This is a genomic window from Marinomonas communis (genome assembly GCF_004363305.1).
Classification (GTDB): domain Bacteria; phylum Pseudomonadota; class Gammaproteobacteria; order Pseudomonadales; family Marinomonadaceae; genus Marinomonas; species Marinomonas communis.
In genome coordinates, this window is sequence record NZ_SNZA01000001.1 from 348,314 (window position 1) to 374,801 (window position 26,488).

General features: G+C 43.4%; 22 protein-coding genes and 1 other RNA gene. 9 read left to right on the plus strand and 14 right to left on the minus strand.

Annotated features, from left to right (window positions below):
- Positions 1-171 precede the first annotated feature (171 nt).
- The gene (gene tal / locus C8D85_RS01680) at positions 172-1,122 is read right to left on the minus strand and encodes a transaldolase (RefSeq protein WP_133559624.1); all 951 of its coding nucleotides are present in this window, start codon (positions 1,120-1,122) and stop codon (positions 172-174) included.
- 5 nt (positions 1,123-1,127) lie between these two features.
- Positions 1,128-2,159, minus strand: a complete 1,032-nt coding sequence (dusA, locus tag C8D85_RS01685; protein WP_133559625.1) for a tRNA dihydrouridine(20/20a) synthase DusA — start codon at positions 2,157-2,159, stop codon at positions 1,128-1,130.
- Between the two features lie 416 nt (positions 2,160-2,575).
- Here dusA and C8D85_RS01690 point away from each other — a divergent pair, with 416 nt between their 5' ends.
- The 3 genes from C8D85_RS01690 to C8D85_RS01700 all read left to right on the plus strand — a co-directional run bounded on the left by C8D85_RS01690 (position 2,576) and on the right by C8D85_RS01700 (position 7,002).
- Positions 2,576-2,866 (plus strand): STAS domain-containing protein, encoded by a 291-nt coding sequence (locus C8D85_RS01690; protein ID WP_133559626.1) that lies wholly within the window; start codon positions 2,576-2,578, stop codon positions 2,864-2,866.
- A gap of 123 nt (positions 2,867-2,989) precedes the next feature.
- Complete coding sequence (locus C8D85_RS01695) at positions 2,990-5,905, plus strand: sensor domain-containing protein (protein WP_133559627.1); 2,916 nt, start codon at positions 2,990-2,992, stop codon at positions 5,903-5,905.
- A 233-nt stretch (positions 5,906-6,138) separates the two neighbouring features.
- Complete coding sequence (locus tag C8D85_RS01700) at positions 6,139-7,002, plus strand: isocitrate lyase/PEP mutase family protein (protein WP_133559628.1); 864 nt, start codon at positions 6,139-6,141, stop codon at positions 7,000-7,002.
- Positions 7,003-7,084: 82 nt separating this feature from the next.
- Here C8D85_RS01700 and trbK read toward each other — a convergent pair whose 3' ends face one another.
- The 5 genes from trbK to C8D85_RS01725 all read right to left on the minus strand — a co-directional run bounded on the left by trbK (position 7,085) and on the right by C8D85_RS01725 (position 12,139).
- Positions 7,085-7,456: an entry exclusion lipoprotein TrbK gene (gene trbK / locus C8D85_RS01705; protein WP_211342114.1), complete on the minus strand. Its 372-nt coding sequence runs from the start codon at positions 7,454-7,456 to the stop codon at positions 7,085-7,087.
- A 346-nt stretch (positions 7,457-7,802) separates the two neighbouring features.
- Positions 7,803-8,537: a dienelactone hydrolase family protein gene (locus C8D85_RS01710; protein ID WP_133559629.1), complete on the minus strand. Its 735-nt coding sequence runs from the start codon at positions 8,535-8,537 to the stop codon at positions 7,803-7,805.
- Positions 8,538-8,600: 63 nt separating this feature from the next.
- Positions 8,601-9,233 (minus strand): ATP-binding cassette domain-containing protein, encoded by a 633-nt coding sequence (locus tag C8D85_RS01715; protein WP_133559630.1) that lies wholly within the window; start codon positions 9,231-9,233, stop codon positions 8,601-8,603.
- Positions 9,227-10,864 (minus strand): ABC transporter permease, encoded by a 1,638-nt coding sequence (locus C8D85_RS01720; protein ID WP_133559631.1) that lies wholly within the window; start codon positions 10,862-10,864, stop codon positions 9,227-9,229. The genes C8D85_RS01715 and C8D85_RS01720 overlap by 7 nt, the downstream gene beginning before the upstream one ends.
- Positions 10,865-10,921: 57 nt before the next feature.
- Positions 10,922-12,139 (minus strand): ABC transporter substrate-binding protein, encoded by a 1,218-nt coding sequence (locus C8D85_RS01725; protein WP_133559632.1) that lies wholly within the window; start codon positions 12,137-12,139, stop codon positions 10,922-10,924.
- Between the two features lie 163 nt (positions 12,140-12,302).
- Here C8D85_RS01725 and C8D85_RS01730 point away from each other — a divergent pair, with 163 nt between their 5' ends.
- From C8D85_RS01730 to C8D85_RS01740, 3 genes are read left to right on the plus strand one after another with little or no spacing between them, the layout of a single operon-like run.
- Complete coding sequence (locus tag C8D85_RS01730) at positions 12,303-13,445, plus strand: succinylglutamate desuccinylase/aspartoacylase family protein (RefSeq protein ID WP_133559633.1); 1,143 nt, start codon at positions 12,303-12,305, stop codon at positions 13,443-13,445.
- An 18-nt stretch (positions 13,446-13,463) separates the two neighbouring features.
- Positions 13,464-15,764 (plus strand): ATP-dependent helicase, encoded by a 2,301-nt coding sequence (locus C8D85_RS01735; RefSeq protein ID WP_133559634.1) that lies wholly within the window; start codon positions 13,464-13,466, stop codon positions 15,762-15,764.
- Positions 15,765-15,775: 11 nt separating this feature from the next.
- Entirely contained in the window at positions 15,776-16,729 is a 954-nt protein-coding gene (locus C8D85_RS01740) for an isopenicillin N synthase family dioxygenase (RefSeq protein WP_133559635.1), read from the plus strand.
- Between the two features lie 71 nt (positions 16,730-16,800).
- On the opposite strand, the gene C8D85_RS01745 is transcribed toward C8D85_RS01740, so the two are convergent.
- From C8D85_RS01745 to C8D85_RS01760, 4 genes are all read right to left on the minus strand, one after another.
- Complete coding sequence (locus C8D85_RS01745; RefSeq protein ID WP_133559636.1) at positions 16,801-17,571, minus strand: class II glutamine amidotransferase; 771 nt, start codon at positions 17,569-17,571, stop codon at positions 16,801-16,803.
- 57 nt (positions 17,572-17,628) lie between these two features.
- Positions 17,629-19,296, minus strand: a complete 1,668-nt coding sequence (locus tag C8D85_RS01750; RefSeq protein WP_133559637.1) for a methyl-accepting chemotaxis protein — start codon at positions 19,294-19,296, stop codon at positions 17,629-17,631.
- Between the two features lie 368 nt (positions 19,297-19,664).
- Positions 19,665-20,069: a phosphoribosyl-AMP cyclohydrolase gene (gene hisI / locus C8D85_RS01755; RefSeq protein WP_133559638.1), complete on the minus strand. Its 405-nt coding sequence runs from the start codon at positions 20,067-20,069 to the stop codon at positions 19,665-19,667.
- A complete protein-coding gene (locus tag C8D85_RS01760) occupies positions 20,066-20,929 on the minus strand; it encodes a 6-carboxytetrahydropterin synthase (protein WP_133559639.1) in 864 nt (287 codons plus the stop codon). Before C8D85_RS01760 ends, hisI begins: the two co-directional genes overlap by 4 nt.
- 200 nt (positions 20,930-21,129) lie before the next feature.
- Here C8D85_RS01760 and ffs point away from each other — a divergent pair.
- An RNA gene (gene ffs / locus C8D85_RS01765) (signal recognition particle sRNA small type) lies at positions 21,130-21,226 on the plus strand.
- Between the two features lie 116 nt (positions 21,227-21,342).
- Here ffs and C8D85_RS01770 read toward each other — a convergent pair.
- Both C8D85_RS01770 and C8D85_RS01775 read right to left on the minus strand, forming a co-directional pair.
- Positions 21,343-22,005, minus strand: coding sequence for a DUF4405 domain-containing protein (locus C8D85_RS01770; RefSeq protein ID WP_133559640.1), 663 nt, complete (start codon positions 22,003-22,005; stop codon positions 21,343-21,345).
- A gap of 5 nt (positions 22,006-22,010) precedes the next feature.
- Positions 22,011-22,493 (minus strand): cytochrome P460 family protein, encoded by a 483-nt coding sequence (locus C8D85_RS01775; protein WP_133559641.1) that lies wholly within the window; start codon positions 22,491-22,493, stop codon positions 22,011-22,013.
- Between the two features lie 244 nt (positions 22,494-22,737).
- Here C8D85_RS01775 and C8D85_RS01780 point away from each other — a divergent pair, with 244 nt between their 5' ends.
- Both C8D85_RS01780 and C8D85_RS01785 read left to right on the plus strand, forming a co-directional pair.
- On the plus strand, positions 22,738-23,628 hold the full coding sequence (locus C8D85_RS01780) for a LysR family transcriptional regulator (protein WP_133559642.1): 891 nt from the start codon (positions 22,738-22,740) through the stop codon (positions 23,626-23,628).
- Between the two features lie 112 nt (positions 23,629-23,740).
- Positions 23,741-24,787 (plus strand): NAD(P)-dependent alcohol dehydrogenase, encoded by a 1,047-nt coding sequence (locus tag C8D85_RS01785; protein ID WP_133559643.1) that lies wholly within the window; start codon positions 23,741-23,743, stop codon positions 24,785-24,787.
- Positions 24,788-24,846: 59 nt separating this feature from the next.
- Here the strand turns inward: C8D85_RS01785 and C8D85_RS01790 are convergent, their stop codons facing one another.
- Entirely contained in the window at positions 24,847-26,478 is a 1,632-nt protein-coding gene (locus C8D85_RS01790; RefSeq protein WP_133559644.1) for an alpha-glucosidase, read from the minus strand.
- Positions 26,479-26,488 lie beyond the last annotated feature (10 nt).

The window sequence follows — 26,488 nt, forward strand, 5'->3', positions numbered from 1 at the left end:
AGTATAGGTTCAAAAAGCATAAGAAATGCGGCGAAATGCTGTGTTTCATATTCATTGCGGAATACTTGCCAACTGATCATAAAATCAGCAGCTCAAATAACAAAACGCGACATAAAGTCGCGTTTTGAGGAAGATTCAGCTTAGCTGAATTTTAGAGAGTGGATTGTAGCCTTACAGCTTCTCTTCAATCATCTTCTCAAGTTTACGTTGGTCTACTGCGAAATTACGGATGCCTTCAGCCAGTTTTTCTGTTGCCATGGCATCTTCGTTGAGTGCCCAGCGGAAAGCTTGCTCAGTAATTGCTTCGCCAGCAGGTGTAACGTCTGAAACTGGTACCAGTTTGCGTTCAAGTGTGCCTTCGTCTTTCTTAAGTTCTTCAAGAAGGTTCGGACTAATAGTTAAACGATCACAACCAGCTAGTTGTTCGATTTCGCCGATATTTCGGAAACTAGCACCCATTACAATCGTTTTATAACCGTGCTGCTTGTAGTAGTTGTAGATCTCAGTCACTGAGACAACACCTGGATCCGTTTCAGCTGTGTATTCTTGGCCAGTAGATTTTTTGTACCAATCTAAAATGCGACCAACAAATGGTGAAATTAAGAAAACACCTGCCTCAGCACATGCTTGAGCCTGTGCGAATGAGAACAGCAATGTAAGGTTACAGTTAATGCCCTCTTTCTCTAGCTCTTCAGCTGCTTTGATACCTTCCCATGTAGAGGCCGCTTTGATCAAAACACGATCTTTTGAAATACCGGCTTCTTCATAAAGTTTAATTAGGCGACGCGCTTTCTCGATCGTCGCTTCTTTATCGTATGAAAGGCGAGCGTCTACTTCAGTAGAGATACGACCTGGAATGTATTTAAGGATTTCTGTACCAACAATTACTGCAAGCTTGTCGCTAGCGTCAATAACCTGCTGCGCTTTGTCATTGCTTTGCTCTTTCGCCCAAGCGACAGCTTGGTCAATGAAAGGGGCGTATTCAGGAATCTGAGCAGCTTTCAGCATCAATGATGGGTTAGTCGTTGCGTCTTCAGGTAGGAAATCCTTGATCGCAGTGATATCACCCGTATCGGCAACAATCGTTGTGAACTCTTTTAATTGAGATAACTTATTGCTCATTGCTCTTATCCTTTGCTTTTATCTAGCTTTTGTTTAACCAATTCAATGGCGTCTACTAATACGTCTATTGTAGCGTCACTTCGATGACCGTTTTCTGAAAGGTAGCGTCTAAACTGCTTGCCACCTGGCAAACCTTGGAAAATACCCAGTAAATGACGAGTTAAATGCATCAAGCGCTCGCCCTTTGCCAATTGACTCTCTGCGTATGGGATGAAACGCTCTAACGCTTCAAAGCGATCATTGACTACGTTTGTAGCCCCAAAAATAGATTGATCCACTTCACTGAGAACCCAAGGGTTGTTATATGCTTCTCGCCCCATCATAACGCCATCAACGTGACGTAAATGTTCTTTTGTTTCTTCTATTGTTTTTATCCCACCATTGATCAAGATTTCAAGGTCAGGGAAGTCTTTCTTCAATTGATACACAAAGTCATATTTAAGTGGTGGGATTTCACGGTTTTCTTTAGGGCTTAAGCCTTGCAAAATAGCGTTGCGGGCATGAACAATAAATGTTTCAACCCCTTCGTCAGCAATCATACCAACAAAATCACGCACAACCGCGTAGTCTTGCTGATCATCTAATCCAATGCGGTGCTTAATCGTTACTGGGATAGACGTGGCATCCTTCATGGCTTTCATCGCATCAACCACTGTTTGTGGATGTGCCATCAAGATGGCTCCAATTAAACTATTCTGAACGCGATCACTCGGACAGCCTGCATTTAAATTCACTTCATCGTAACCGTATTCTTCGGCCATCTTGGCACATTTCGCTAGATCTGTAGCGTTGGAGCCACCCAGCTGCAATGCAATGGGGTGTTCGCAGCCATCATACTTAAGAAAACGGGCAGGGTTGTCACCCTGAAGCAAAGCACCTGTTGTTACCATTTCAGTGTAAAGAAGCGTGTGTTTTGTTAAACAGCGTGCAAAAACACGGTAGTCAGACGTAGTCCAATCCATCATGGGCGCTATAGAAAAGCGTCTATCTAATGTACGAGAAGTGTTTAAAGGGCTTTGATCAGTTGTGTTTTGCATGGTGTCAGTTTGGTGAATCTATCTATGTGAACAAAAGTCCTAAGTTTACCGTTTCTCATCAAAGAAAAGTTAAAAATCTACCGTTAGCTCAAACACAAGCTATCTATGTAATTTTATTACATGACTTAAGGTTGAGCTAATAAAATATCACCTGATTATGTCATAAAATTACATCGATTTGGAATCGACCGTTGTCGGATAGTAGGACTTTTTTGCGCTATGTATTTATTCAGTGTTTTTGACAAAAAAACTGTGATCCAACCGTTAATTTGTTTACGTATAATTACATAAATTAATTAGCTTATTGTTTTACAAGAAATATTGATTAAGAAATGTCTTGATTAAAATGTAATCAAAGGTTAACAATGTCAAATAAGTGTTTAATTAAAAACTGAGTCATAGTTGTAGGAGTGAAGATGCCAGACGTTACTCGTATCGCTTTACCTGAAACTTTTTCATTTGAGCACCATCAATGGTTTAGGGGGCAGTGTACGGAAGCATTGAATCGTTCTCAGCGTGTTGAGCTGATATGTGATCAAGTTAAATACTTAGATTCTGCTGCACTTGGGATGATTGTTTCCTTCCAGCGTAAACACAAAGAAAAGCACAATCACGATATCTGGGTTTCAAATCCAAGCTTGTACTGTGATGAACTTTTCACATTAGCTAATTTGTACAACAAATACCTAAATAGAATGCCCACATAAGGCTGGTCTAGCTTTACAAGTCAATACATTCTTTAACAGGGTTGTCAGTGTAATTAATTCAGTTATGCATGATTCTTAGGGTAACAAATATATATTCTGTTACTTCTTTGGAGCGCTACTGACATGACCTCTTCAACAAAAGATCTTGTAGATGCTACCTCTCCAAGTATCGCATCCATAACGGAAGCCTTCTTTTCATCTACTGATGGCGCTCCGCTTTTCATTCTTGATCCATCAAGTGATTGTCGCGTTATATTTAGTAATCCACCTGCTAAACGATACTTTCAGCTTTCAGATGATTGTGGTGACCAATGGTTTATAGAGTGTTGGGGGAGAGACAAGCCAGATACATGGTTAGATAAGTTCACTGCTCAGTTCGAAAAAAGCTCAAAGGTCTATCAACGCATTCCTGATCATCTGCTGCGCCATAAGAATTCTGCTCAAGAGTTGTGTTTTATTCAGTTTAAAGCGCAAGAGCAGTTATTTATTGCTGCAGTAATCATAAACTCAGACACGAGAGTGCTAAATAATTTTGAGCCAAATGCCATCCTCAGTGCTTTGGAGCTTGGGGATTTTTATCACTCCGTACTGGATAATTTGCACCAAGCAATTGGATTATTTGAGTTAAATCAAAACGAAAAATTAGAAATCGTCTGGCTTAATGAAAAGGCGATGAAATATGTCGCACCGCATACAACAGTCAAAGGAGAGTTAGTTGAGAGTTACTTGCCGGACAATATTCAATACAGCTGGGGAGAACTCGAAAAATCCTTGAAGACTAGTGATGGCGACATTACTTGTAGTTTTCTACTCGGCGATAGGTTCAATCACCAGGCATGTGAAATCCAATTTTACCCTGTTGACTTGTTAAAGCGTGCTGGCAGTAAACAATTTTTGGCAACTTGGTTTAATGTTACCCAACGATACCAAAAGGAAGTTGCCGAGACTCAGAAGAGACAAGACTTTTTCAATCTGGTTGAAAATGCCCCTGATGTCATCATTCGTTACGACGTTTTGGGACGTCGGACATATGTTAATCATATGTTTGAAAAGGTCACTGGACTAAAGCGAGATGATGCGATAGGTAAATTACCCGCTGAGCTTACTGGAATTGGTGAGAGTACGAACCTGTTGCAAAGGCATGTAATGAGTACGATCCAGTCAGGTTTGGCGAAAACTGAGCGTATGGTCATGGATACTGGCTCAGAAACAAACCCAACGTTTGAAATTAGATTTTTACCCGAGTTTAGTAAGCTAGGTGCTGTCTCTGGGGTTTTGTTGATCGGCCGTGATATCACTCAGCAAGAGCAAGCGATTCAGCAAACGAGAACTAGTGAAACGCAGTTTAGGAGTTTGGTTGAAAACTCACCTGATTACATTTGCCGATATGATTTAGATTGCAAGCTACTTTATTCGAACCCAGTGTTGGCACGCTTATTTGACTGCCCAATCAGTGATTTACTAGGAAGAACACCAACTGAGTTGAATCAGTTCCTGCATAAACGGTTTGGGGTAGATGTGCCACAAGAAGAATCCATTCTGCATCATCATTTGAAGAATGTACTGCGAACACAAAACAGCATTGAGTGTGAAATTTCGGGGCCAACAGTTAAGGGGCAGATTCACTCCTATGTAAGTCTTACTCCAGAATATAGTGCTGAGGGGGTATTGAGCTCTGTTTTGGTAATAGGCAGAGACATTACTGAACTAAAAGAATATCAAGAGAGAGTCGACTTTTTATCTAAGTTTGATTCACTAACGGGGCTACCCAATCGGGCCAACCTATTAGAAAAAGTGAGTTCAAAGGTCATCAATGCAGCCTTGGACAGCCATAAAATTGGTTTGTTGGTAATTGGTGTCGACCATTTTAAAAACATTAATGATAGTTTTGGCTATAAATATGGGGACTTTGTATTAAGGGCGTTAACAGCCCGCTTACAAGCTGTCATTTCTTCTTCAAGTTATGTTGCGCGTATCGGGGCCGACGAGTTTGGTGTCTTTTTACCAACAGTATTGAACCGGCATGTTTTCAATAATGAAGCTGAACGGATTGCTAACGCTATTTCAAAGCCAATTCGCATTGGTGAAACAGAAATAATTATCTCGGTTAGTATGGGGGCGTGTCTGTTCCCAGATGATGCCGATGATCTGGATGATATCGTACGGTACGCAGACTCTGCCTTATTTGCCGCAAAGGCTACACAACGTGGGAGTATTCGATACTATTCCCAAGAGCTAACTGATAGGGCGCTTGAAAGAATGGAGTTTAGAAATTCCATTCGTTCGGGAATTAAAAACAAAGAGTTCTGTGTGTATCTGCAGCCAAAAATTAGTCTGTTTGATGGTTCACTTATGGGGGCAGAAGCGTTAGTAAGATGGCATCACCCAAGAAGAGGGCTGGTAACACCGGATTCATTTATCCCCGTTGCCGAGGAAATGGGCTTGATTTCCGAAATTGACATGCTTGTTTTAGACCAATTATGTGAATATTTATCTTCTTGGCGTAGCCTCCTAGACGATGGACAACGTTTTGCTGTCAATTTATCCGCGGTGCAATTCAATCGGCAAGATTTAATCAGCTCTATTGATAAGATTGTCCAGTTGCACCATTGCGATACAGCTAATCTCGAACTTGAAATTACAGAAGGTGTTTTGCTTGTCCACTGCGAGCATCTAGAAGAGAAAATTAACGAGCTTAAAGCTATGGGGTTCACCCTTGCACTAGATGACTTTGGTACGGGCTACTCTTCACTGAGCTACTTATCTCGTTACCCTATTGATGTATTAAAGATTGATCGGTCTTTTATCATGGATATGAATCAATCTAAATCAAGCCAAGTATTAGTAAAAACTATTGTATCAATGGCTCAAAATCTTGATATGAAAGTCGTTGCTGAAGGAGTTGAAGACCATGATCAAGTATCACTTCTTCGAGAGTATGGTGTGGACTTAGCTCAAGGCTTTTTGTACTCAAAACCTATTCCGATAGAACAGTTTGCTGAAAAATACGGATTGCCAGTATCGAAAAGCGCCATCTGAAGGTTGATCCCAGTAGATGCTATCTGTTCTTTCTACGTGTAAATTTGAACAATGAGTTAAGAATATAAATCTCGTTAATTTCCAACATAAGCCGCATTTTTGCCTTTTGGAAGTTTGATTCAGAGCAAAGCACTGACGAAATCTCGTAATTTAGTTAGAATTTCGACGTTTTTCGTATGAATGCCTATTTCGAAATTTATGTCAGAAATAAGGCCGTTTTCAGGAGTAATTTCATGGCAACCCCATCCCAACACGATCTACGTAAAGACTTTCGTGCTTTGCTAGAGAGCGACAACTGTTATTACACTGCTTCGACGTTTGATCCAATGTCAGCGCGTATTGCGGAAGATTTGGGTTTTGAAGTCGGCATCTTAGGTGGTTCGGTTGCTTCGTTACAAGTGCTGGCAGCGCCGGACTTTGCTCTGATTACCTTAAGTGAATTTGTAGAGCAGGCGACACGAATTGGCCGTGTCGCACGTTTACCGATTATTGCTGATGCCGATCATGGCTACGGTAATGCGCTAAATGTGATGCGAACTATTACGGAACTTGAACGAGCAGGTGTAGCAGCTCTGACAATCGAAGATACTCTTTTACCTGCAAAATTTGGTCATAAATCTACTGACCTGATTCCTCTCGACGAAGCGGTTGGTAAAATTGAAGCGGCACTTGAAGCTCGAATCGATCCAACTATGTCGATCATTGCTCGAACCAATGCAGGGCAATTAACGACAGAAGAAACAATTGAGCGTGCCAAAGCTTATCAAGCAGCAGGTGCTGACGGTATTTGTATGGTTGGCGTGAAGGACTTTGATCATTTAGAAGCCATTAGTGCGCATGTTTCAGTTCCTCTTATGTTAGTTGCTTATGGCAATCCAGAGCTTAATGATCGAGAACGATTGGCTAAAAATGGTGTCCGTATTGTTGTAAATGGGCATGCTGCATACTTTGCGGCAATTAAGGCAACTTATGATTGTCTGCGTGAACAAAGAGGTATTGCGGAAGGTAAATTAAATGCATCGGAGTTATCTACACGTTACTCGACTTTGGATGAAAGCCGTGAATGGGCTCGCCGCTTTATGGAAGTAAAAGAGTAATACTTCTTTCACTATATAGATTAATAAAAATGCCAGCGTAAATGCTGGCATTTTTATTTAAAAGATCAAACTATGCACAAAATTAATTTGTGGCATTCTCTACTTCGGTTTCGGCATCGTTAGCACCATCTTTAATGGCATCTACACCGTCTTCCCAAGCATCACCCACTGCATCTGCACCGTTTTCCATTGCCTCAGCAGTTTCATCATACGCTTCACCAACAGCATCTTTGCCATCTTCGTATAGAGCTTTAGCTTTCTCTTTTCCTTGTTCAATACGGTAATCAAAGCATTGATCTGAAAAGTCTTCGCGAATTTTCAGGTCATCAATTTGTTGAATGCTTTCCTGAGTACAGTTCTCTTCGTTTACTGTTGGCATTTTTTCACTACAAGCAGTGGTAAACGCTGCAACAGCCATAAAACCAGCGATGTAAATAGGCTTAATGTTTTTCATAATACTTCCCTCAAAATTTATGTGGATTTAATTAATTAAGTGTCTATTCAGCTTTTCCATAAACAGTAATAGAGCGCTTTTGTATTAATAATTAAAAACCAATCAGCAAAGACAGTTTTTTAATATATACAGCTGTTTGCTGTGTCCTTAAGCATGGATATATTGTTATTTTTGGGAGAGGGATTATCAATTCAGGAAATTGTAAACATTATTTTTTCGGAACTTCTTTCAAAATTTTTGAAAACTAATTCCGAAGTGTAAAGATCCATGTGGCGCACGGGTTTGATGAGGAAATTAGAGATAAAAAAAGCCCCTTTCTAGGGGCTAATCTAAAAGGGTCTTTACATTACAAATCGCGTCTAAATTGGTCAACAGCGAGTTTGTAGCAGTGCAAAGCTAGCTCAGCATCGTAACGCTCGCCTTCATCACGCATAAATGCATGTTGGCCGTTGAACTCATGCCAAACAAAGTTTCTTTCGGTATCAATGAGCTGCTGATAAATTTTTTGGCGTCCTTCAGTCGAAACATGAGGATCCTGTTTCCCCCAAATCATAGTGATCGCGCCTTGAATATCTTTTGTTCGACTAAAAGAGTCATTGCCATCTTGGCAAGGAAGCGTATTTGAATGTATGTCTGTCGCATACAAACAAAAAGCGGATTCAATTCGTGGATTCAATGCTGCACGATAAGCTAAGTGCCCGCCTATACAGACACCCATTGCACCAAAACGTTTCGAGCAGTATGGCTGTTGTTCGAAATATTCAATCATTGCGACAGTATCACTGTCATGATCTTCTAATGGCTTGGTGAACTTGTCTTGGTTGCCTTTATCTTTGCCTGCATCATCATAAGCCAAAACTGTTCCGATCGCGTTAAGCTCATGAAATACTTCAGGCACAACCACAACGAAGCCATGTCCAGCCATTATTCTAGCGCTACGCTCGATAGGTGCGGTGATCTGGAAGATTTCAGAATAGAAAATAACGCACGGAAATTGACCCTCTTGAGTAGGGCGATAGACATTGCAACGCATGGTGCCAGTTGCTGTATTAAGATCGATTATGTCTTTTTGTGAAATCATACTTTTCGACTTATTCTATGGAAAGGTATTGATACTTATATCATTTTTATTAACTTTGATGAATCAAATCGATCTCAGACTATATACTCGAGTTGCCATCAAGTCGGCATCTTCTTGGTCGTGAGTCACTAAGATAGTAGGCACTTGCGTTTTCTGAATAGCATCTAATACAAGTTCTCTCATTTCTGCTCTGAGTGAGTGATCTAATTTGCTAAAAGGTTCATCCAACAATAAGGCTTTAGGCTTTGCCAAAAGGGTTCGCAATAACGCTAAGCGTGCCTGCTGCCCGCCAGATAAGTGTTGCGGTAGTTGATGCTCTAATCCTTCTAAGCCAATTTCCTCTAGCTTCGAGCGTATGGCTTGTTTTCGTAAAAATCGAGATTCGGGGCTTTTATAAGCGAATAGTAGATTCTCTTCTACGGTTAAGTGGTTAAACAGTAAAGGGCTTTGTTGGAGCAGGCCTAATTGACGTTTTTCGATGGGAAGATCTTGGATAGCGAGGTGCTCTAGTGTTACCTCACCATGCCCTGATAGTCCGCTCGGTAACGTTCCCGACAAATACGCTAGTAAGCTTGATTTACCGACGCCACTAGGTCCCATTAATGCTAGTACTTCCCCTGCGTTGATGGTTTCAGAAACGGGGGCGATGATTGGCGCATGATCTCGGGCGATGTATACATTTTTAAGAGTTAGCAAAACTTTCTCCTTAAAGCGACACGCCAAGTTGTCCAGTGTTTCGGCATCACTGTGGCGAGATAAAAACAAATCAATGGTAAGAATGCTTGAATCAGAGCAAGTGAACTGACGAGCTTTCGGTCACCTGATGACGCTCGGGCAACCGCTTCAGTTGTCAAAGTGTTAATCCTTCCTTCTCCAGACATTATAGTCGGTAAATACTGAGCCATGCTGACCGCAAAGCCGAGCGCGAAAGCTGCACTGAGCGATACTTTTAACAAAGGAAGCTTAATGAGTAGATAATTTTTTATCGGTGAATCTTTAAGTAAATTCGCTTGCTGAAGTATGCGCTCATCAAAAGCGAGATAGGGAGCTTTTAAGGTCAAATACACATAAGGAAGCACGTAAATCAGATGCAGTAGTAGAACGCTCCACCAGTTACCGTTCCAACCAGTCCAAAGTAACCCCACCTGAATGCCAAATAGAAGTGTGATCTGAGGCATCAAAACCGTGAAAAGCATCATCGTTGTAACGAGTTTAGATTGTAAAAAACGGCGCTCTCTTTCGAGTAATACTAACGAAATTAGCAGAGCTACAAAGCCGCTGACTAAGGCAAGGGAAAGAGAAGACATACTTAGCTCGAAAAGTCGCTGACCTAGGCGGCTAATCGTATTTAAAGAGAATTGAGAAGGCCAAGTATCAGGAAAACGCCAGCGATGGGCAAAGGCCCAGATAGGCAAAACTATTAAGGTGAGCGCAGTCAGCAAAAATATACCACTACCAACCAATGCACTAAACCAAGTAAGAGGTCTGATATTCGTTATGCCATCACCCGACAATGTCACGTACTTACGAAGCTTGTCGTAGATAAAATAACAAGCTTCCCAAAGCAGCATCATACAAACGACACCGCAAGCTAGTACGATTGCTGCTGCACTGGCTTGGCCGCGCAGCATTAATGATGGATCGTTAAACCATCGAAGTAACGTCACAGCCAAGGTTGAAGGGGTATTAGGTCCTATGATCAACGCCACATCAACAACTGTTATGCTGAACGCTAAAACAATCATGATGGGGAGTCTAACTAATCGGTAAAGCGGCCCTAACAAGGTGCCATGCCATGCAGAAATCGTTGTATGGCCTAATATTTTGGCAGTTTGAATGCGTGACCTAGCATCAAGTTGTGATAACGCAGCCATAATGGCAAAAACAAGGTAGGGCGTTTCCTTAATAACAAGCGCCAGAATCATTGACCACCCTTGAGGGTCTTGAACGATAAGCCAGTTTGGAGGTCTTTCAAAACCGGTCAACCAAGGACTAAACCAGCGCACCAGCCAACCAGAGGGGCTAATCAAAAAGATTAAGCCAATACTAATGGCTACATGGGGAATCGAAAGAATGGGTGCAATAAAAGTATTTAAACGGTCAAACCAGTGGCTTCCAAAACACGCAATGACTAAGCTGGTTGCGATCCAATAAGACAGAGCAGTGGAAACTACGCCTATAAACAGGCTAAGGGACAAACCTGACCAGAACTCAGCTGAATGAAAGAGCTGCTTCCAAGCCGTTAAAGTAAATTGATCAGACCCGGCCGCTGGATCAATGCCAAAGCTGGGTAGAAAAACGCCTAAAAAGCCCATTACAAGAAGCAAACAAAACATCAATGTAATAGGCCAATAAAAGCATGTGGAAAAGGTGTATCTCATGCGTTACTGTGCGTATCGTTCACGCCATGCGCTTTCGAGCGCTTCCATCCAAGTGCTATGAGGTTCAGGCAACGTCGTACCTAGTTCGTCTACACTCAGTGTCGCAATACCTTTTGGTAGATCGTCAAAACGCGCTTTCTGCTCATTATCTAACGATGCGTAATCTAACACCGTCATATCACCCCAAACTGTTGGATGCTGTTTGTAGGCTTGAGCTTCTGGAGATAACAAGAAATTCGCCACTACTTGCGCTGCTTCTTTGGCGTCGCTGTTGTATGGGATCGCTACAAAGTGTGTGTTACCAATTGTTCCTTGGCTTAAAACATAGGAGCGAACCGTGTCAGGTAAATTGCCTTGTTCAATTTGAACGGAAGCGGCTGACACGTCAAAACTCAACGCAATGTCGATTTCACGATCATCGAGTAAACGCATCATTTCTTCACTGCTTGATGGGAAAACAGCGCCACGACGCCACGCAACAGGGTGTAACTCATCCAAAAATGCCCATAGAGGTTGAGTGGCACGTTCGAAATTCACTTCTGAGACGGGTTTTAACAATAATTCAGGGTCAGGTGTTAGTTCATGCAATGCTTGCTTAAGAAATGTAGAGCCAAGAAACTGAGGTGGTTCTGGGTAGGTAATTCGTCCAGGGTGATTTTTTGCATAATCCAACAGTTCACGCATAGATTTAGGTGGTTTAGATAGCGTTTGAGTGTCATGCATGAATATCACCTGAGCCATTCCCCAGGGGGACTCCATACCATCCACTGCTGTGCCAAAATCTTGGGTTAAACTTAAACGTGCTTTCGGATCGACGTAGGCTTTATAGTTTGGAAGGCTTTCTGAGAATGGCCCATACAGTAGGCCGTTTTCTTTCATGGCGCGGAAGTTTTCACCGTTTATCCAAATGAGATCAACAGAGCCATCGGTATCTTTACCAGCGGTTTTCTCTGCGAGAACTCGACTTACTGTGTTAGCGGTATCTTGGATTCGTACATGTTTTAGCTGAATTTGATAATCTTTTGCAACCCGATCCGCTACCCACTCAATGTATGCATTGATATTGTCTGCACCCCCCCAAGCATTCCAATAAACGGTTTGACCAGCTGCTTGATCAACTGTGTGTTGCCAAGCCGATGCGTCATCATCTGCAATGGATAGGCTGCTGAAGAGGGAAGCACTGACCAAACTTGATGCCAGTAATGTAAACAGTGGTTTCATCCAAGACTCCTAAAGCGTTGATATTATTCCATTAGACGTACGGAAATGCGTTTTATTACATGGTTTTATTTTTTATTCGTTCGCGCTTTAGCGTACCATGTTGCACCGAGATATCATTGTTGGAATTTGTAATCTTCCTCTGTTCTAAGGAATTTGGTTTTTCATGAGCTATCAACTGTATTCGCATACATTACCCAGCGCGACACCAGGCACGCATCGTATTATCAAGGCTCATCACTTCGGTGAAGCGGGCGCACACCCTAAAATCTATTTTCAGGCAGGGTTACATGCGGATGAATGGCCTGGCTTTTTGGTGCTCAATACGTTGATTAAAAAGTTGATCGAAGCAGATGAAAAAGGGCTTATTAAGGGAGAGATAATCATTGTGCCAGTGGCAAACCCTATTGGGTTAGGCCAGAACTTCCATGGCTACATACCTGGGCGTTTTGCATTCTCAGATGGCGGCGGTAACTTCAACCGTAATTGGCCACAGCTAGGTTCAAAAGTTGAAAACCAAATCCAAGGTAATATCTCGGGCGATGTCGAAGAGAACATTGCTATTGTTCGCCAAGCCATTAAAAAAGAGCTAGCTCAGCTCCCTGAGTTGACCGAACTACAAGGTCTACGCAAAACCCTATTAGCGCTTTCCATGGATGCGGATGAAGTAATTGACCTGCACTGTTCTGGTGAAGCATGTATGCACGCCTATGTGGCACAAGAGTTTGAAGAGCACTTTACGCCATTGTTAGATTTACTTGAAGCAGAGGTAGCCTTATCAGAATTGGAAACCGGCGCGCATTCTTTTGATGAAACCAATGTAAGTGTGTGGCGTCATTTAAAGACACACTACGCTCACATGATGCCTTGGGGTTGCCGATCGTTGACATTAGAGCTTCGTGGTGAGAACGATATTTCTCATGAATTGGCGGAAAAAGATGCCTCGGCGTTGATGAAATATCTAATTCTTCGAGATGTGGTAGCAGGGGAAAAACCAAAGCTTAAAAAGCAGAAGGTTACCTTTTACCCACTTGACGCCATGGACCTGGTCAAAGCGCCGGTGGCAGGCATTGCGTGCTTCCATAAATCACTAGGTGAGCCCGTTGAGGCGGGAGAAGTGATTGGCGAAGTCATCGATTTGATGGCGGATGATGTCACACAAAGTGCGCACCCTTTGATCGCAAGAGCCAATGGTGTATTTTTTGCCCGCTTCCAGCGTCGACTGGTTGTCTGTGGCGAGTCGATTGCGAAAATTGCGGGGCGTGAACACTTAGCGTTTCGCGAGATTGGTCATTTGTTTGAAGATTAACCTCGCGGATTGGATGTGATGAACAACTCAAAGATTGCCTTTACGGCCGAACAGTCGGCGGTTATCGAGCACGATAGTGCAAAGCATGCGAAGGTCATCGCGGTTGCTGGTGCTGGCAAGAGTACCACCCTGATTGGGCGTATACAGTACTTGCTAGATCAAGGTGTGCAGCCAGAGAAAATTGGCGTTTTCATGTTTAACAAAAGCGCGCAGGAAGAATTCTTGCAACGCTTGCAAACGGCGATGTCTGAGCGTAATTCTGCCCGTGCGCCTCATGTCATGACATTTCATGCGTTCGGAATGCGTTTAAGTAAAAGGCTTGAGCAACGCGGTTTATTGCCTTCTGCAAAGTTGGTGACAGATGAGTTTTCTCTGGTAAAACTCATCCGAGAAGCACGTCACAGATTGATGCGCATGAATCTAGACGTAGAAATGCATGATGAGCGCGATTGGTTAGAAGACTTCTTACTCTTCATTGATCAAGTGAAAGCTACCAGTACCTGTGCAGATATTGTTTTCGAAGCAGGTAATTGGTCCAGAGAATGCCGTCATTTTGTCGCATTGTATGAACAACTTGAAAGCTTACGCAAAAAATCGAATCTACGCTTTTTCTCAGATCTATTGGCTGACCCCTATGCACTAATGCAAGAGGCTGATGCCGCTTTGATGGATCGTATCCGAACCCTGGCACCACAATATGATCATTTGTTAATTGATGAATTTCAAGACATAAACCCTTGCCAATACGAGCTGTTAAAACTGCTTTATCAAACGCAATCCAGCTGGATGATTGTGGGCGATGTTCAGCAATGTATTTATGAATGGCGCGGTGCCTCGCCTGGGATCATGGCAGAGCAATTCGATCAAGATTTTGGCGCAGTGAATACATACCCGTTAGCATTTAGTTTTCGCTTTGGCCACAGCATAGGGATGATGGCTTCCTGTGTTGTTTCACAAAATGATACCCAGCAAATCGTGATCGGTCAGGGGCAGAATACAGAAGTGGACTTTGCCCGTTCAGAACTGCCTGGTCGAGCATTGCTAGCTGAGCTAAAGAGTTGGCATGAACAGGGCGAGTCACTAGATCAATGCGCCGTATTAGTGCGTTTGTACAGCGATATGGTGCCGATCCAGTTAGCGCTCATGCACAAAGGGGTGCCGTATCAACTGCACGGCGATTCACCATTACTTGAAAACCGTCAAATACGTATGTTGATGGCGTATTTATCAGTGATGGCAGGAGGGTTAAATGATACGACTAAATTTTATACCCCAGCAGATGTTGAATACCTCGTCACTGTACCGAACGTCACTCAGGTCGCAGCAGATCGACAGCGGCTTTTGACGCAGGCGCGACAGAGTCCACACCTTATTCCAGAGCTATTAGAACGTCTTGCTGAGCAGTCAGAGGGCTGGAAATCAAAGAAAATTGCTGAGCGAGCAGACTGGTTAAGAAGTCTTACGCTGTATCACAAAGAGCCAGCACAGGGGCTATTGCAGACCATAGATAAGCTAGGCATCTATCGCTATTTCGAGCATTCCAGTAGCAAAGACATTCAGGTGCAAGAGAAGATCGCTACCTGTGAAGCGTTTTTAAGTTACGTTCGTGGCATGAACGTTGATGCTGGAACAATCATTGCACAGTTGATTGGCCTGAACGAGCGTGAGCTGCAAGCAGGGCAGGGCGTACACTTGATGACTATTCATAAATCAAAAGGGTTAGAATTTGATTTGGTGATGATGTCTGGTCTACAAGAAGGGCGATTCCCTTATTATGAGGACGATTTGAGCTCAATCGACAAGCAAGCCGCTGCTGAAATGCAGGCGGAGCGTCGCTTGTTTTATGTCGCGATGACTCGTGCGAGGAAGCGTCTGGTTTTCCTAGAAACGCCTAATGGTGACGCGGTGCGCCGTTTAAGTGACGGTACGTTGTCAACAGGGGCGAGTAAAGCTGGCACTTTAAGTCGATTTCTCTATGAAGCACAGCCTATACCTGTGCGGAAAATCAGCCAGCAGTGGCGTGCAGATGCATCAGTAGAAGTGCAATCTGAACTGGACGGCTGCTTGTCTAGATACTTAGGAGAGGCAGGTGATAATGCCCCTAATGTTAGTTTTAAACGATCTAACACACAGTCAAAAAGAGATTTGAAAGCAGGTGACAAGGTTCGTCACGAGCAATATGGACAGGGTGTCGTTGTGCGACAAGAAACATCCGGCAAAAACATGATCTATGTAGATTTTGCCGAAGGGGGATTAAAGCGTTTTAACCCCAAACATACACGGCTGGTTCGTCTGGCCGATCGTCATCATGAAGCATAATCGGAGCAACAATGGGTATTCCATTAATTGATTTTTCAAAGCTAACAAGTCCAGACAAAACATTACGCAGTCAGGAAATTCAGAGTTTAGACAAGGCGTGTCGTGAAATTGGCTTTTTTTACTTGATCAACACTGACATTGATACTGCTCTGATTTCTCGCATTATGAAAGCGGCGAAACGCTTTTTTGATGAGCCATTAGATGAAAAGCTTAAAATCGACATTAAGAACAGCCTAAATCATCGTGGCTACGGTGGTGTAGGGGAAGAACAGCTAGATGAGGTTCATAAGGCGGATTGGAAAGAAACCTTTGATATGGCGCTAGACCTTGCTGCGGATCATCCGTTGGCAGCAAAATACCCCAAAATGTATGGGCCAAACCAAAACCCAACTGATCCTGTGGTGTTGGAAACACTCCATGACTACTATGTTACTGCGTTCAATGTATCTCAACATGTATTGGCAGCTATGGCGGAAGCATTGAATCTAGAGCAGGATTTCTTTACTCGTTGCTTCAAAGACCACGTTACCGTATTGCGTATGATTCATTACCCACCACGCCCAACGTCAACTCATGATAATGGCGCCGGTGCACACACAGACTATGGCTGTGTCACGCTTTTGCTACAAGATCAGATCGGTGGCTTAGAAGTTAAGCATCGTAACGGTGAATGGTTACAGGCGACCCCTATGGAAGGTGCGCTGGTTGTTAATATTGGTGACTTGATGCAGCGCTGGACTAACGATGAGTATGTTTCTACAGCTCACCGTGTACGCGCGTCTGAAAATGGCGTGCATCGTTACTCGTTCCCATTTTTTGTTGAACCGGATTACGAAACCCTAGTGGAATGCGTTCCAACTTGTATGAGCAAAGATAAACCCGCGAAATATGAGCCAATTTACAGTGGTGATTGGATTCAGTCGCGTTTTGATGCGACTTACGCATATCGAGACAACGAGAAATAGTCTTTCTCAACAGAATATTGGGTGCCTAAATGGCACCCAATTTTTATGTCTGTTATTTACTCAGAAGTGCACTACTCAACGGTTAATGACTGGCTGTTGTAATGCTCTATACCAACTTTCACGATGTGTCCCGGTTCGACGAGTTGCCAACCTTCACCAGAAAGATCTAGAGGCTCTGAGCCCACGACGACATGATCACCAAACTGCTTGTAGTAAAGTGATGGAGCATGTTCATCGCTTGAAAAGCGAACCGCCCACATGTCTTTGCCATTTGAAAGCATACTGGTGAATCTAAATGGTTCTGTAATACCTTTCTCGCGCATAAGATCTAAGATCTGCTGCAGCGTCTTGTTGATGGCATTCGCAGGGTTTTCATCCAACCCATTTGCAATCATCAGCATGAAAATCGCCTCGGAGTCTGTGCCGCCACGTCGATGATTATAAAGCTCTTCTGGTATCCAACGATCGATTTGCCAGCGCACTTGCTCGTACTGACCGATTTGTCCATTGTGCATAAAGAGCCAGTTCTTATAACCAAATGGGTGACAATTCGATCGTGCGGTTGAAGCACCGGTTGAGGCACGGACGTGAGCAAAGAAGAGGCCGCTTTTGATATGCCGAGCCAAGCTTTTAAGATTGCAGTCACTCCATGCGGGCAGTATTTCATGGTATTGACCAGGTTCTTCACGCTCATCGTACCAACCTAGGCCAAAACCGTCCGCATTAACGGTCACTTCAGATTTACGCGCACTTAGGCTTTGATGAATAAGAGAGTGGTCAGGCTCAAATAACCACTGTTCTAAATAGACGGGGCTTCCTTGGTAAGCCATCCAACGACACATATTCACTCCATTTGGAAACGATCAGAGAGCAGGCGCTCTCTGATCAATGCAGAAAGGTTAAACTTTAAAGTAACGGATTTTACTGGTTAATTGAGAAGCAAGCGATGCCAATTGGTCAGAACGTTCACTGATTGCGGTAATAGACTCGTTAGTACGTTCAGCGATCGCAGAAATAGTATCCACGTTTCGACGAACTTCTGTGGTTACGGCCGCTTGTTCTTCCGCTGTGGTTGAGATCGAGTCATTCATCGCTCTAATTTGAGAAATTGCCTGACTGATATTAGATAGAGTGGCGCCTTCCTCACGAACCTGACTCACTGCATTGCTTGAACGTTCATGACTGTTTTTCATGGCTTCAACGGCTTTGGTTGTGCCTGCTTGAAGCTGTTGGATCATGGTTTCAATTTGTTGAGTCGCGTTTTGAGTATTTTGCGCTAGATGACGAACCTCATCTGCGACCACTGCAAACCCTCGACCTTGCTCGCCAGCGCGTGCTGCCTCAATGGCAGCATTCAAAGCCAATAGGTTCGTTTGTTCTGCAATGCCTAAAATTACATTCAGGATGTTATTAATTTCATCCGTGCTCTGTTTAAGGTTCGTGATAGTGTTCGAAGAAGAGCTAATTTCTTGCGCTAAGGATTCAATGGTTTGAATGGTTGAGTTAACAATGCGCATACTGTCTTCCGCAGCAGATTCAGCAGAGTGGGCGGCATTACTGGCTTCAGTGGTTGACTCGGATACATGCACTGCGGTGCTCTGGATTTCATGAATTGCATGGGAAATATGACCTGTTTCAGAACGCTGCTCACCAACCATTTGAGTTGACTCGTCAGTAATTCGGTTTAGATCGTTGGCAGCATTGGTCAATGCATTGCTGGATTCCGCTACGTCTTTGATGATGTCACTCAGTTTATCAACTAACTGATCAAAGGCGTTTTCTAGTGCACCAATTTCATCTTTTCTTCCAGTATTGGATTGACGACGAGAAAGCGTGCCGGCTGCAATTTCTTCAGCTCGAATAACAGCATTGCGAAGCGGTTGGGCGATACCGTTAATGATCATAACGCTAAATAAAATGCCAATAGCCACTAATACACCAGCAAGGCCGATATTGGTGTAGATGCTTTGATCCAGTTTACTTGCTTGAGAAGACGATACTTGCTGGTTGTAAGCATCAATGGTGGTAATGATTTCTTCCATGCTGGTGTTAATGGACGTTAATGTCTCATCAGCACTGCGGCGAGCTTTGTTGGCTTGCATCGTTTTAAGCTGCATCCACCAATCGTAAGTTGTGGTGCTGGCTTCTAAGAATTCTACTTGTAACGTTTCTAACGTGTTGATCTGCTCGTTCAGCGTCGGTAGTAGGTCGTTTGCAGGCAACGAGTTAAGTGTCGATTTCACCGCTTCTAGGCTGGCTTTGAGATCGGCTGAGTAGGTCTGAAAGTTATCAGATGATTCTTTAATCAACTCGACACCGTAGCCGCCCATTGATTTGGCGATGGAGACTTGGAAAAAGCCACGCTCAAACTCAACCGTTTGCTGTAACAGTAACTGTCTTGCTTTCTCAAGGTTTTTAACGAGCTCTAAAGTTTTGCTCGATACGGATTGCAGGTCATGAGCAACGGATTTGCTGGTAAAGGACGAATTGGCGGCTGTTGCCAATATCGCAATGGTAAAAAGAAATACTAGAGAGAGTATCTTGGTTCGTACGGATAGGCTGTTCATGGGGTCACCCTTATAATCATTTTTATAATCTCTTCACAATTGGGCATCGCAGTTCCTTTGTGATGTGTTTATCTATCCATACTAGCAATATTAATTCCAGCTTTTCTTTTATTTTCAATATGTTAACTATGGTAAGTTGTAGCTAAGTGTTGCTTTATGTAACTGGTAGCGCCAATGGTGATGCTAGAAGAGTGCTAACTAGTTATAAAGATTACTTATGAGAGTGGCTAAGAGGGGAAGGAGAGAACTGTGTTACTTCAATTTAGTTCAAGAATGGATGGTTGCAAGCGGAGTATTGAAGAGATTTGTAATGATGAGAGGTTCACTTTTACCAGACGAACGCGAAAAGTGAACCATTATGGTGCAATTTATTTAGGGTCAGAATCAATATGCACCTTGCCATCTCTCACTTCAAAAAAGAAGCAATCTCGGCGATTAGTGTGGCAAGCTGGGCCTTGCTGATCGACTTGTAATAATATCGCGTCCCCATCGCAATCGAATGCCATGGAAACTAACTTTTGTCTGTGGCCAGAGCTTTCGCCTTTACGCCAATAGGTTTGACGAGAGCGGGACCAATAGCACACTTGACCTGTTTCAAGAGATTCACGAATCGATTTTTCGTTCATGTAAGCCAGCATCAGCACTTCTTTTGTATCATGCTGCTGTGCAATCGCCGCAATCAAGCCGTCTTTGTCAGTTTTTAAATTCGCCATGATCAAATCAAGATCAAGCTCGGTCCCTTTCGGAGACATTTCAAATTCTTTTAAACTCATTTGCTTACCTTAAATTCAGAGATAGCACCTTTGCCAATGCCTTCAAATGCATGAACTTCAATCATGTCATTAGGGTTTTCTTGAGCGAGTTGTTCAGCGATGTGTGCCGATAGAGACTCTACTGTGGTATCGCATGACAACATGTAAACCTGCTCACTACGAATAATCAGCTCAAATAAACCTTGCTTGGCGACGTAAGTGAAATGATGGTAACGATTTTGATCTTCTTCAATGATGCCAATAAGGTCATCTTGAGTACCTAGATAAATGTCGTTCCAGCGAGTTGACCAATCTTGTTCAAGCGTACGATCACGTTCCCCGTTACGGTAAATCTCAATAACGGAACGATGGCCATGAGCAATACGCTGGCAATTACCATCGTGCTTCTTTAGACCATGACTGTACTGGTATTGAGCCTCAGTAGTGCTCTCTGGGTGGAACTTTACAGATACGGCTTCAAGTTCTGCTGGTAATAGGTCTAAGATCTGCTCTTCTACCCAACGGGCAGCATTTTCTGGCGTGATATGCTCAACAGGTAAAACAGAAATGGCTTGCGTTGGTGCGTTACATTGAAAACGCTGACCATTTTCATGTTGGAATGAAAAAGCAACTCTGTCGTCGCTAAGCTCTTCTAGATGAGTCGCAGAATTTTTACCTGGAACAGCCAATGTGTGATCTAAGTGTGCGTCAAGCCACTGCTTGATCATCTTTTTAACAATACTAAAATCGCAGACCATGCTTTCATCGTTTAGCTTCCCTGTTAACACGATATCTGCTTGCCAACTTTCACCTAGCACACCGCGAGTAGGGCAAAAGTAAGACAAATCAACATGGGTTAGGTTTTTTACAAACAGCTTCAACGAACGGCCCTCAATCAATTATTGCGGGGTATAGTACTAAATGCTAAAGCGTATACCAATGGTGAAAGTGTCACATAACGAGAAACCCACATTAAAAAATATTCGCTAAGTGACTGAAAAATATAGATCCTTGGTTGCACTTTCAAAAAAGCTACGTATAATGCGCTTCCAAGGTCAACGGGCCTCCTTTATGGTGTCTCCGCTGGTCCCCTCGCAACGATAAACCGTTAACCTGGTCAGGTCCGGAAGGAAGCAGCCACAGCGGCGGACTCGGGTGCCGAGGTGAGGCTGGTGGAGATGCCACCTTAATCTCCCCAAAGATTTCCACTCAAGCTAATCATTTAGTTTTTGTAATTCTGCATCTCTTTTCTTATAAGTTAATCCATCCTTGGATCGAATCTGTCATTGAGTTTTTATTTCAAGTAACGACTGATTAACGCTGTCATTTTCATTATTGCCAAGACCAGTAAGAAAGCTAAAGCAAAGAAGCTCATGCTTTGATTTGTGAAATCCCAGAAATTCATCGTTTGAACCATCAATGCTTTGTTTTTGATATCAAGTTGTGCAAATGCATAAGCCCCAATATAAACAATGGTTAACCATAAACCCAAAGATAAAAATTTCGGTGTCTCACCAAACTTTCCTTTCCATATCTTCGAACGAAGGTAGCCTTTCATTTTGGGGAAGTGTTTACCTATATGAACGCCTATCATAAGCAATAGCCAGTATGCTGAGGCTTGATGCCATTGTTTGATACTAAAGTCATTAGTGAAAGGGCCAATTGGATTAATAGATCGAGACAGTAGGGTGCTGGTTATTAATAGAAGAATAACCATTAAGATTAGCACCGCATGAGATAGCAAACGAATGCTTCCCCATCTTTGGCTAGACATGCGCTTAGCAGAGGATGTATACCACTTTCTGTTGATTATGTTGTGGCATAAAACCAATGCCATGAAAGTAAATCCAACTACCTCATGAAAAACGTTTGTCTGCCAATAGTAGGCTAAAGATGAAATAAGCAGTGCTAGGCCAAAGCAATCTAAGAATAGCTTAACTGAGAAAGGTGTCTTCATCGACACTAATCCTCCCTGCGACGCTCAATGTAAGCTTTTAGATCGCTATAGGTGAACATGTAATTCGCGTTATCGCGACTTTGATGGCATGACTGGCAGCGCTCAGTGTTTTCGTTCACATTGATGCTGCCATCTGGCCAATACCATTGAAATTGCCAGTCTGCTGTTTGACGATAAGTTGGGTAATCGTCGCCCCAGTTGGCGCCTTTTTGCATGACAAAGTAGCGATATATTTCATTGTCACGATAATCCGCCAATATGACTTGGGTGCCATTGGGCATTTCTTGTCCTTGTTCTATGGCATTCAGCGCTTCCTTGCTGGTTAGCATGTGCTCCGTAATATCACCGCGGTTAACGGTTGTGTAGTGAATGAGAGAGTCAATGTTCTTGGGAAACTCAACCCTATTTGGTTCGGCGATGGATGATGCAGCTGACAAGATAAAAAATAGGCTAATACAGGTACGCTGACTGATGGTGAAGTTGCTCATTTGATGTGCTCATTGTTGAATGAATTTTTCACATTAACAGCCTTAGCCGGAAAGCTTTATTGTCTAAGATAAGTTGCCCTAATGAATAAAACTCATGAAACTTTTTGGCGGTAATGAAGTTCGAATAAGTTATTTATTAATGAGATAAATTCATATCTGTTAGCTAAACTAATGAATTATTGCATATTAAAAAGCTGTTAAAGTGATTGCATTGTTTTATTGATAGGGTTTATCTAGGTCGCTCATGAATCGTAACTACAATGATTTACTTGCCTTTGTCACGGTAGCTAAGGAGGGGAGTTTCACTAAAGCCGCTGGATTGCTTGGCGTATCACAATCGGCTTTAAGTCACACGGTCAGGGGCTTAGAGGAACGACTCGATGTTCGTTTATTACACAGAACAACTCGTAGTGTGTCTCCCACGACGGCAGGGCAAAAACTACTAGAGTCCATTGCTCCAAGATTAGCTGAGATTGACTACCATCTAGAGATGGTCAATGAATTTAAGAGTAGGCCCGCAGGAACGTTACGGATTACTGCCGCCGAGCACGCCATGTATGCTTACCTTTGGCCTAAAGTTAAAGCGTTGCTCTTGGATTACCCTGATATCAACATTGAAATAAGTCTAAACAATAGTTTTGTAGATATTGTTGCGGATCGTTTTGACGCTGGCGTTCGCCTAGGGGAAAGCCTTGATCAAGATATGATCGCAGTGCCGATTTCACCACCGCTACGTATGGTGGTTGCAGCATCGCCCCTATATTGGCAACGTCACCCAAAACCCCTTACACCACATGATTTAGTGGAACATAATTGCATCAATATTCGTCTGCCTACCCATCAAAAATTGTACGCATGGGAATTTGAAAAAGACGGAAAGCCATTAAATGTGAATGTCCGAGGTCAATTGACGATAACCAGTGGGCAAGCGCAAATTGACGCAGCATTAAGTGGTGTTGGAGTGATGTTTTCGCCAGAAGATAAAATCAAAAAGTATCTCGACTCAGGTGAATTGGTGTTGGCATTGGATGACTGGTGTCCACCATTCGATGGGTATTACTTATATTACCCTAACCGGCAATTGTCATCGCCTGCTTTGAAATTACTCATAGAGACCCTTCGATACCAACGTTGAGTGATTTATTAAAATATCTCATGAGCCCATGCACTTTTCTGCCGTTCACAGAATAAATCTTGCTCCTTAGTATGGTTGTACACACAACGACTCAACGATTAAGGAGCAATTCATGCCCAAAACTATCAATGCGATTGGAGTACATTCAGCGCAATCGGATATGACATTTATGTCAATTCAACGCCGCGATTTAAAGCCAACAGATGTCGAAATGGAGATTCTATACTGCGGGATTTGCCATTCAGATTTGCATCAAGTTAACAATGATTTTGGTGCGTCACATTATCCGATGGTTCCTGGTCACGAAATAGTAGGGCGAGTGACATCAATCGGCAGCGCAGTCACTCAGTTCAACGTCGGAGATTATGCTGCCGTGGGCTGTATTGTTGATTCTTGTGGTACTTGTCCAGCCTGCGAACGTGACATGCAACAATTTTGTGAGGGCGGTACAAGCCTTTCATTTAATACCCCAGATAAAGAGATGGGCGGCTTTACCTTCGGTGGTTTTTCGAAAACCTATGTATGCAAAGAAGACTACATGCTACACATGCCTGAAAATGTTGACCTAGCCGCCAGTGCGCCTCTTCTGTGTGCAGGGATTACCGTTTATTCGCCTCTAAAACATTGGAATGCTGGGCCTGGTAAAGTAGTAGGTGTTTTAGGCATAGGTGGATTAGGACACGTTGCTATTCGCATCGCCAAATCAATGGGAGCGAAAGTCGTTGTATTAACCTCTTCTCCAGCAAAAGTAGAAGATGCGAAACGCTTGGGTGCGGATGACGCTGTGTTAACCAGTGATACCGAACAAATGGCAGGTTATGCCAGCAAGATTGATCTAGTGATCGATACGGTTTCAGCGAACCATGACGTGAACGCTTATCTTAACTTATTAGCCATCGATGGAACGGTTGTGCTGGTTGGCCTTCCTAATGAACCAATAGAAATAGGCGCTTTTAACGTTGTTAAAGGTCGTCGCAGTTTCTCAGGCTCGAACATTGGTGGCATTGTTGAAACGCAAGAAATGCTAGAGTTTTGCGCTGAACATGGCATCGTTGCTGACATAGAAATGGTTCAGCCCGATCAAGTTAACGAAGCCTTTAAGCGCCTCGAAAAGGGGGATGTGAAATATCGCTTCGTTGTTGATATGAAAGCGCTGTAGCTCAAATCGATAAGCAGCTGATGAAAAGGTGAAGCGTGGCTTCACCTTTTTATTTGTGTTTAAGAAACAATTTTACCAATGTACACAGAGTTGGCTGGAAGGATCATTTTATGGTTCTCGTATTCGCCGATCTTTAACCCTTCAGGCATGACGATATTGCGGACCTCATAGCTCAGTGGTGCTGTAAAATGAGCTTGCTCACCGCTATTAATGCCAACGATCAGACTTTCTTCTTTGTGCGTTCGCGTAAAGACAAGCACATCGTCGTCACTGAATAAAAACTCAATGTCGCCATCGATCAAAGCAGGGTGGTGCTTACGGAAGTGTAAGAAGTCACGGTAAGCATGCAGCACGGAATGGCGGTCGCCTTGCTGAACGTTCACGGCAAGTGGTAAATGCGCTTCACTTACTGGTAGCCAAGTGTTTTCGATTGTAGAAAAACCGCCTTTGCTGTCGTTGGTCCAAGGGAACGGTGTACGGCAACCATCGCGTCCTTTAAACTCAGGCCAAAAGTTGATACCAAATGGATCGACCAATTGCTCAAAGGTTAGCTCGGCTTCTGGTAAGCCAAGTTCTTCTCCTTGGTATAAACAGACGCTGCCGCGAAGCGATAACAGCATTGCCATAAACACTTTACTTTTCGCTGGATTTGCTTTGCCATGATTCCAACGGGAAGCCACGCGCTCCACATCATGGTTGCTCATGGACCAGCAAGGCCAGCCGGTGCCAAGACCTTCTTCGATGGTACTCATGGTTTTATGGATGTGGGTCATGGTGCTATCGTGGGTTAACAGATCAAACGAATAGCACATGTGCAGCTTATCTGTACCTTGGGTGTATTCCGCCATGGTCTTGAGCGAAAAGTCACAACCCACTTCACCGACTGTAGTAGTACCTGGGTACTCATCAAGCAATGCCCGTAAACGTTTTAGAAAGGCAATGTTTTCAGGGCGTGATTTATCATAAAGGTGCAATTGGTATCCGTAAGGGTTGTCCAAGCTCACACCAATACTGCCTTCGACTATCTCTTGTTTTGGCGGATTGTCTCTTAGTTCTAAATCGTGGAAGAAATAGTTAGCGGTATCCAAGCGGAAACCGTCTACACCGCGCTCTAGCCAAAAGCGCACACTGTCTAATAACGCATCCACCACATCAGGGTTATGGAAGTTCAAATCAGGCTGGCTATCGAGGAAGTTATGTAGGTAATACTGACGACGGCGACTGTCCCAATGCCAAGCTGGGCCGCCAAATACCGATAGCCAGTTATTTGGCACTGTGCCATCCGTTTTCGCATCCGCCCAGACATACCAATCAGCTTTGTCATTATCTCGGCTTGAGCGGGACTCTTTAAACCAAGGATGCTGGTCAGAGCTATGGTTCAGCACCTGATCAATGATCACCTTAATATTATGCTTGTGAGCATGCTCAATAAGCTCATCAAAGTCTTCTAGTTGGCCAAAGATCGGATCCACATCGCAATAATCCGACACGTCGTAGCCGAAATCTTTCATTGGCGAGGTAAAGAAAGGCGAAAGCCAAATAGCATCCACTCCAAGGGAGGCAATGTAAGGCATTTTTTCAGTGACGCCTTTTAAGTCGCCAATTCCGTCTCCGTTTGAATCCATAAAACTGCGCGGATAAATTTGGTAAATCACGGCACCACGCCACCAGTCAGACCCTTGCTTGCTCATCTTGGACTCC

What these genes read in the sequence shown, in the direction of transcription:
- tal (WP_133559624.1), bottom strand. Translation starts at nt 1,122, where the DNA reads ATGAGCAATAAGTTATCTCAATTAAAAGAGTTCACAACGATTGTTGCC.
- dusA (WP_133559625.1), bottom strand. Translation starts at nt 2,159, where the DNA reads ATGCAAAACACAACTGATCAAAGCCCTTTAAACACTTCTCGTACATTA.
- C8D85_RS01690 (WP_133559626.1), top strand. Translation starts at nt 2,576, where the DNA reads ATGCCAGACGTTACTCGTATCGCTTTACCTGAAACTTTTTCATTTGAG.
- C8D85_RS01695 (WP_133559627.1), top strand. Translation starts at nt 2,990, where the DNA reads ATGACCTCTTCAACAAAAGATCTTGTAGATGCTACCTCTCCAAGTATC.
- C8D85_RS01700 (WP_133559628.1), top strand. Translation starts at nt 6,139, where the DNA reads ATGGCAACCCCATCCCAACACGATCTACGTAAAGACTTTCGTGCTTTG.
- trbK (WP_211342114.1), bottom strand. Translation starts at nt 7,456, where the DNA reads ATGAAAAACATTAAGCCTATTTACATCGCTGGTTTTATGGCTGTTGCA.
- C8D85_RS01710 (WP_133559629.1), bottom strand. Translation starts at nt 8,537, where the DNA reads ATGATTTCACAAAAAGACATAATCGATCTTAATACAGCAACTGGCACC.
- C8D85_RS01725 (WP_133559632.1), bottom strand. Translation starts at nt 12,139, where the DNA reads ATGAAACCACTGTTTACATTACTGGCATCAAGTTTGGTCAGTGCTTCC.
- C8D85_RS01730 (WP_133559633.1), top strand. Translation starts at nt 12,303, where the DNA reads ATGAGCTATCAACTGTATTCGCATACATTACCCAGCGCGACACCAGGC.
- C8D85_RS01735 (WP_133559634.1), top strand. Translation starts at nt 13,464, where the DNA reads ATGAACAACTCAAAGATTGCCTTTACGGCCGAACAGTCGGCGGTTATC.
- C8D85_RS01740 (WP_133559635.1), top strand. Translation starts at nt 15,776, where the DNA reads ATGGGTATTCCATTAATTGATTTTTCAAAGCTAACAAGTCCAGACAAA.
- C8D85_RS01745 (WP_133559636.1), bottom strand. Translation starts at nt 17,571, where the DNA reads ATGTGTCGTTGGATGGCTTACCAAGGAAGCCCCGTCTATTTAGAACAG.
- C8D85_RS01750 (WP_133559637.1), bottom strand. Translation starts at nt 19,296, where the DNA reads ATGAACAGCCTATCCGTACGAACCAAGATACTCTCTCTAGTATTTCTT.
- hisI (WP_133559638.1), bottom strand. Translation starts at nt 20,069, where the DNA reads ATGAGTTTAAAAGAATTTGAAATGTCTCCGAAAGGGACCGAGCTTGAT.
- C8D85_RS01770 (WP_133559640.1), bottom strand. Translation starts at nt 22,005, where the DNA reads ATGAAGACACCTTTCTCAGTTAAGCTATTCTTAGATTGCTTTGGCCTA.
- C8D85_RS01775 (WP_133559641.1), bottom strand. Translation starts at nt 22,493, where the DNA reads ATGAGCAACTTCACCATCAGTCAGCGTACCTGTATTAGCCTATTTTTT.
- C8D85_RS01780 (WP_133559642.1), top strand. Translation starts at nt 22,738, where the DNA reads ATGAATCGTAACTACAATGATTTACTTGCCTTTGTCACGGTAGCTAAG.
- C8D85_RS01785 (WP_133559643.1), top strand. Translation starts at nt 23,741, where the DNA reads ATGCCCAAAACTATCAATGCGATTGGAGTACATTCAGCGCAATCGGAT.
- C8D85_RS01790 (WP_133559644.1), bottom strand. Translation starts at nt 26,478, where the DNA reads ATGAGCAAGCAAGGGTCTGACTGGTGGCGTGGTGCCGTGATTTACCAA.